The sequence below is a fragment of the Clostridium sp. UBA6640 genome, from assembly GCF_002455975.1.
Lineage (GTDB): Bacteria > Bacillota > Clostridia > Clostridiales > Clostridiaceae > Clostridium_J.
In genome coordinates this window covers 1-6,625 of sequence record NZ_DKLM01000052.1, presented here as the reverse complement: position 1 = coordinate 6,625, position 6,625 = coordinate 1, and the positions used below count along the sequence as shown (strand labels likewise).

The following is a 6,625-nucleotide window of genomic DNA, read 5'->3' as shown; positions in this document are numbered from 1 at the left end:
TTTAGCCCTTTTTACTGCTGAATCTACCTCATTAAATCCTTTCTGCCCTTCAGTCCATCCTATAGACATAGAAATGACCCTTATCTTTTTTTCTTTAGGTAGAGTCTTATTTATTTCTATAATTCTATCTATAGATTTTGCTAAATACTTAAAATCAAAGGGAAAGCCAGTTACCATACTACTTAAAGTAAATTTCCCATGAGTTTCTGCGATGTAATATAAATCTGCCTCTGGTGCAACACCTACAGTCTTTCCCACTGCAATAGAGCTAACAGCTGCCCCATGCATAGATGCACCACCTTCTTCATTATTATGAATCTCTTCATAATATTTTAATCTATCTTTATATTCTTCGTGGCCTACTAAAAGAGTTTGATCGATAATAGCCATGCTCACTCCTTTTCCTGTAATACCCCTTTCATGAAGCTTTCTCAAATTCAATCCTGGGCTTTTTCCATATTCCATAATAGTTTGCCTATCAAATTCTTTTGGAATATCAGAAGGCCATTTTGTTTTGCTATCAAAATGTGCATACATTAAATCATTTAAGTTATTTTTAACATTAAGTTCTGATAAATCATAACTTCTTAAATCAACTTGCCACTGTTTTTTTGAGTTTTCATCATATTTAGGAAGTTCTTCAAGCTTTCCCCTTTTATAATCTACAGCATTAGGAACTCTAGCTATTCCACTATTTCCATTCACCTTAGAATTTACATACTTGCCTAGTGGAAAATTGAAGGCAAATATTAAAAATCCCCCTAGAATAATAACAAGCATAAAAAATATTTTCCTTTTAAGACTAAATTTTTTGATGTTACTTAGCATCATTCTCCCCCCTATCGTCTTCATTTTAGCACTAATAACCATATGTAGAAATCGAAAGAGGTTAAATTTATCTTACATTTACCTTACGCCTATATCTTATACTTATCATAATGACAACTCCAACTTTTGATTCAATAGTTACGTTACTTTACAATCAATTTACCTTATCATATAAAGCAATAATATACTATAAGCTACTTATTAAAGTTAATATAAAGTCGTAATATATTTGAAATACAACGAAAAACACCATAAAATTCTAGATTGAATAATACAGTGTTTTAGTAAATTGTACATTTTTCAATTATGACGTTAAACAAAAATATTTCTAATCCTCCATTTTTACAGTCAGAAAGTGTTTAGAGCTATTAATTATTCCATATTTCTAACCTCGATATTTTTTATCAATTTTCTTATCCACAACTTTTGCATCCCCATTAATACTAATGTGAGGTATTTCCTTTTTTAATGTTTCAGTTATATGCTTTACCTCTTTATATTGATGGTTGCTAACTGAAACATCTTCTAAAGCTACTGGCTCTTTGTGTATGTCGATACGTTCTTCACTGATAGGAATTCGAATAGTTTCAGTATGAACATCTGATTTATTATGAAATTGTGGATCAGAAACAGTCTTTTCAATAACAAGCTCCTCACGTTTTATAGGCACAGTGATATTCTTTTCTTCGGTTAGAACTTCTTTGTGAATGGATACCTCACCAGTTTGTATTTTGTCTTTAGATATTTTCATCTGTTCTTCACAAAGTTGCATCTTCATATCATCATCTGAACTATGTGGAATATTCTTTGAAATCCTTTCAGTATCATTCTTATATATCTTACTCTGAACCATTAAATTGCCTATAATTACGCCTACAATAATGCCTAATATAGTTCCAGTTATGATTGGGTCAATTGATGTGATTGTAAATATAGTTATAAATCCGGGTATAATTAAAATAGAGAACTTATACAAAATAGCAATTATAAAACCAATTATTCCGCCAATAGCAGCACTTGTTAAATATTGAATACTTTCTGTATTAGGTACATCTTTGTTTAACATGCTCTATCCTCCTAAAAAACACCTCCTAAATCCAATATATAATTTGAGAGGTGTTTTTTTTATTTATTTTATAGATTCCTTAATGAAAGCCATCATCTGTATTGTTATCCACTATATCTGCATCACCATTTGTATTTATGCGAGCTTCTTCTCTTTTTAGGTTTTCCTCCACCCGCCTTGTTTCCTGGACTTCACGTTTATGAGCAGATACCTCTCCAGTTACCACTGTGTGTTTATCTACGTTAACCTGTTCTTCACTGACTGGAATACGTATAGTTTCTTCATCACTAATAGGTGTATCACTAGCTTCGCTATCTATTGATCTTCTTTCAATAACAACTTCTTCGTGAGTAACGGGAACATCAACTGTTTTTTGTTCTTGAATAATTTCCTTGCTTAGTTCAACTTCACCCTTTGGAACGTTGCTTTTACTTATATCAAGCTCTTCCTTATGAAGTGTAAGTCTTCCCTCATCTTTACTTCTCTTATTATCATCGTTATTGCCTAAAATATTATCAAATAAACTCATTGTAAGTATTACCTCCTATAAATACATATTTTCAATTCATTAATATTTTATCCCTGCTAGAACAATATATACTTTATGAAATATGGAGTTAGAGCAAATATATTACAGAAAATAAATACTATTTTCATTTAAAAAGCTCAATAAAAATGTTAACTCGATATATATTTTCAACCCAAATAATTTCGTATTTCCAGCCAGCTATTCATTCTTGGACATTTCATCTTATGAATAATATTGCGTTATGAAGTAAACAATATTTCTTGACCAGCAAACTGCTTAAAGTGCTGAACATAATCCTCAACTTTCCGAGTTTCATCGCTGCAGAGACGGTTTCTGGCAGCTATAAATCAACGGAAGTAGAGTAGAAAAAATAGGATCACAAATAAACTCAGGTATTGCTGTAATTAGAGCAAAAATGTTATCGTTTAGGAACTTCAAGTAGTTGCTAAAAATCATAACAAATAATAACATATCACAACATTTAGGTATGTTGTTATAACTATTTGATGTTTTCAAGCCTAAGTGAGTGTAGAATTGTGAAAACGGTTTAGCATGATGAACTATGATTGTATGATAAGTTAAAGACTTACCCTTAAATATATCCAACAGTTTAAGGCTCTAAGAATGAGGAAGGATGACCGACTTCTAGGTTGTGAAGTCAAACACCTAATCATATGAACTCTATACTGTCTTTGGCAAGTAGGAAAATGCCCGAAAGGAGAGTGGTCAGAGATGACTAAAAATCAAAAAGATTATTCATTTGTAAAAGATAAAAAAGGAAGAAAATTAGATCCATGTCTTTGTAATAAAGCATGGATATTGATTAGAAAGAAGAAAGCAAGATTGCTCCAAAAATATCCTATGGCAATTCAACTAAATTATGAGGTTCGCCCTGATGAAGAAACTGAAATAATTTGTGGGATAGATGATGGAAGTAAACATGTAGGTATAGCATTAGTTCAAAAATGCAAAACATATAATAAACCAATATTCAAGGGCACTATTGAACTTAGACAAGATGTTAAAAGTTTAATGGAAACCAGAAAAGGTTATAGAAGATACCATAGAAATCATAAAAGATACAGAAAAGTTAGATTTGATAATAGATCAGCAAGTAAAAGAAAAGGTAGAGTAGCACCTAGTATATTACAGAAAAAACAATCAACCATTAGAATCATTAATCAATTATTAAAGTTTGTTAATATTAAGGAATTTCATTTAGAAGATGTTGTAGTGGATATAAGAGCATTATCAGAAGGTAAGAAATTATATGGGCGGCAATATCAAGAATCAAATAGGTTAGATGAAAATATAAGAAAAGCAGTTATATTAAGAGATAATTGCGAGTGTATGGAATGTGAAAAATCTAATTGTATGCTAGAAGTACATCATATAGTTCCTCGTAGATTAAAGGGTTCTAATGCCATAAGTAATTTAATCACTTTGTGTAGTGGTTGTCATCAAAAAACAGAAGGCAAAGAAGAATTATTTATTGATAAATATTATAAAACAATTGATGGTAAAAATATAAGATTTGACTACGCTCAACATGTTATGCAAGGTAAAACTTATTTAAGACAAGAGTTATCTAAATTAGGCGAATTACTTCTAACTACAGGTGGAGATACTGCTAATAAACGTATCGATTGGAATATATATAAAACACATAGTAATGATGCAATTTGCACAACAGATTTAGTAGTAAATATGAACGAATGTAATATAAAAGATTGGATTATCAAACCTATGAGAAGAAAATCAAAAGCTAATATTGCAGAACTAAATGGATTTAAACATAGAGATTTAATAAAATACACAAAGAAAAATGGAGAATATTATATTGGTTATATAACCGCACTTTATCCAAATAAAAATCAATGTAATATTACTACAATGGAAAATAAAATACTAAAAAGGTATGGAATTAAGTCTTGTAAATTATTATGGAGATTTAATAAAATATATTGGTTTTAAAAACGTAAAATTTAATATAAAAAATATAAGAAAGGGCAAGGTTATGTTTTGTTACGTTTTTCATAACCAGGTTTCACATGAATATGATTAAAAATAAAAGAATAATTGCTATCGTGGGACTGGCTATACTTGTCTTTCTCGGCTTTCAAATCGGTAATCAATTTAATTCCGAAGCAATGGCAGTATCGAAACAAGCTCCTGAGGCTGAGGTGAAAAGAACGAGCAAAGCGCAAGAAAAGCTGATCTTCGTTATCATTCACGGTTCATGGGCTGACGCCAGTCAATTTGATGGAGTCGCTGCCGAGCTTCGCAAACTTGGCCATTCAGTTTATGTGCCGGAATTATTAGGTCATGGTGCCTTGACAGATAAAAACGTAACCCACGAGCAAATCACAAATGCCGTCGTCGAATATATCGAGGAAAAGGATTTAAAACATATTGTACTACTCGGACATAGCTTCGGCGGCACGGTTGTTATGAAAGTCGCTGAGCAAATTCCGGATCGAATCGATCGTGTTGTGTTTTCTAACGCTTTTGTTCCTTTAGACGGACAAAGCGTGTACGATCAACTTCCACCGCCTGCTCAAGAAACATTCAAACAACTGGCCGATGCTTCAGGTAACAATACGATTATGCTTCCATTCCCGCTGTTCCGCGATTCTTTCACAAACACCGCCAGCTTAGAGGAAGCGAAAGAGATATACAGCAAAATTACGCCGGAACCTGCAGGTCCCTTATTCCAAAAACTCGATTTGAAAAAATTCTACAGCCTACAAATTCCGAAAAGCTATCTTAACCTAACGGAAGATACAGCGCTTCCGCCTGGACCGTTCGCTTGGCATACAAACCAATCCAATCACCTCGGTTTTTACCGATACATTCAAGGCGACGGAGACCATTTTACGACCTTTCAAACTGAACCGAAAATGATTGCCCAAAAATTCGTGGAAGCCGGAAGACCATAAACAATCGGGTAAAATGAGTGGCTAATCCCAGTGTCGAGGGCACTATATTTTGGGTCACATCCCATGTGCCTCGACACGGGTTCGCTATGCTGAATGCTGCTCTAGAAGAAAATCGGCAACAAATGTCTAAGCAACAAAATTTTCACATTTGGTTTTAGTAAATTATTCGTTTTTTCAGTTATGACTTTAAATAAGCATTATAACAAAATTATTTTTATGATCAAAAATATTATTAATAGCCATAACAATACAAATGGTATAGCAAAATACCATTTTTTTGGTTTCCCTTTAACCCATAAAGTTTCTGCTTCAACCCTACACTGTGTAAATATTTCTTTTGGAATGAATTTTAGTGTAATTGCTATTAGTATAGGAAGTATGATGACATCATCTAGCAAACCTATTACCGGTATAAAGTCAGGTATAAAGTCAATTGGTGATAAAGCATACCCAATTACAATTCCTGCAAGGATTTTTGCTATTATAGGAGTTTCTTTTTTCTTCAAAGCAATAAATATAGCTGGTATATCTGTTTTTAGTTTTTTTGCTCTGGTTTTTAAATCCATATTCTATCTCCTCATTTTATGAATTATATTTATTTCATAATATCTTACAATTATATACCAATATATCTGCTAATTATATAATTATTACGTGCTATAAGAATAATGCAAATTAAAGGTCATAAACTGCAACTTACTCAAAACTTTCTGCAAATATTATTTTCAGCAATTTACTCGGAACTTGCTGATTATTAAAAATTTGCAGCATCCCTTTTGGCGTTATTTTATATCCTGATAACTTATCTTTATAAAAAATAACTGCTTTTGCTTCAACATTAATATGATCTTTAAAGGGAATAAGGCGAATAAATTTACTATCTACATAAAATGACGGTAATTTAGCCCACAATTTTTCTTCAATACTTCGAGAAGTACTTTCGTGAATAAGTCCATACAACATAAGAAATCTTTGCTTTGTTTGTTCATCAAAATTCTCTAAATAATTAAATATATCCTCTTTCATTTTTAAAGCTCCATTTCTACAAATTTATTTTGTCTGTGTGTCATATGAATAACCTTTATTACGCAATATATTTGAAATACAACATAAAAAATATCACAAATTCATTTCTGAATAATGCGATACTTTAATATATTATTTTTTGTTTACTTTTTAAGTTCATTAAAAAATTGGAATTTATAAAGCTAACTTACTTCTGAACCTTACATCCCTTTGTCCCTGTATATATAATGGAAAAAA

The 6,625-nt window shown here is 31.5% G+C and carries 7 protein-coding genes; 2 read left to right on the top strand and 5 right to left on the bottom strand.

Going from position 1 to position 6,625, the window contains the following annotated elements; translation table 11 throughout:
* The 3 genes from B2W91_RS05320 to B2W91_RS05310 all read right to left on the bottom strand — a co-directional run.
* A partial coding sequence (locus tag B2W91_RS05320; RefSeq protein WP_291579250.1) for a S8 family serine peptidase occupies positions 1 to 828 on the bottom strand: 828 nt, incomplete at its 3' end.
* A gap of 385 nt (positions 829 to 1,213) precedes the next feature.
* Entirely contained in the window at positions 1,214 to 1,894 is a 681-nt protein-coding gene (locus B2W91_RS05315; protein WP_291579249.1) for a YsnF/AvaK domain-containing protein, read from the bottom strand.
* 79 nt (positions 1,895 to 1,973) lie between these two features.
* On the bottom strand, positions 1,974 to 2,423 hold the full coding sequence (locus B2W91_RS05310; protein WP_291579248.1) for a YsnF/AvaK domain-containing protein: 450 nt from the start codon (positions 2,421 to 2,423) through the stop codon (positions 1,974 to 1,976).
* A 732-nt stretch (positions 2,424 to 3,155) separates the two neighbouring features.
* Here B2W91_RS05310 and iscB point away from each other — a divergent pair.
* Together iscB and B2W91_RS05300 are read left to right on the top strand one after the other, a co-directional pair.
* Complete coding sequence (iscB, locus tag B2W91_RS05305) at positions 3,156 to 4,397, top strand: RNA-guided endonuclease IscB (RefSeq protein WP_291579247.1); 1,242 nt, start codon at positions 3,156 to 3,158, stop codon at positions 4,395 to 4,397.
* A gap of 77 nt (positions 4,398 to 4,474) precedes the next feature.
* Positions 4,475 to 5,362 carry an alpha/beta fold hydrolase gene (locus B2W91_RS05300; protein ID WP_291579246.1) on the top strand — a complete coding sequence of 296 codons (888 nt, stop codon included), beginning with the start codon at positions 4,475 to 4,477 and terminating at the stop codon, positions 5,360 to 5,362.
* A gap of 197 nt (positions 5,363 to 5,559) precedes the next feature.
* On the opposite strand, the gene B2W91_RS05295 is transcribed toward B2W91_RS05300, so the two are convergent.
* The gene (locus B2W91_RS05295; protein ID WP_291579245.1) at positions 5,560 to 5,928 is read right to left on the bottom strand and encodes a YkvA family protein; all 369 of its coding nucleotides are present in this window, start codon (positions 5,926 to 5,928) and stop codon (positions 5,560 to 5,562) included.
* 130 nt (positions 5,929 to 6,058) lie between these two features.
* On the bottom strand, positions 6,059 to 6,388 hold the full coding sequence (locus B2W91_RS05290) for a DUF1801 domain-containing protein (RefSeq protein WP_291579244.1): 330 nt from the start codon (positions 6,386 to 6,388) through the stop codon (positions 6,059 to 6,061).
* Positions 6,389 to 6,625: the final 237 nt, after the last annotated feature.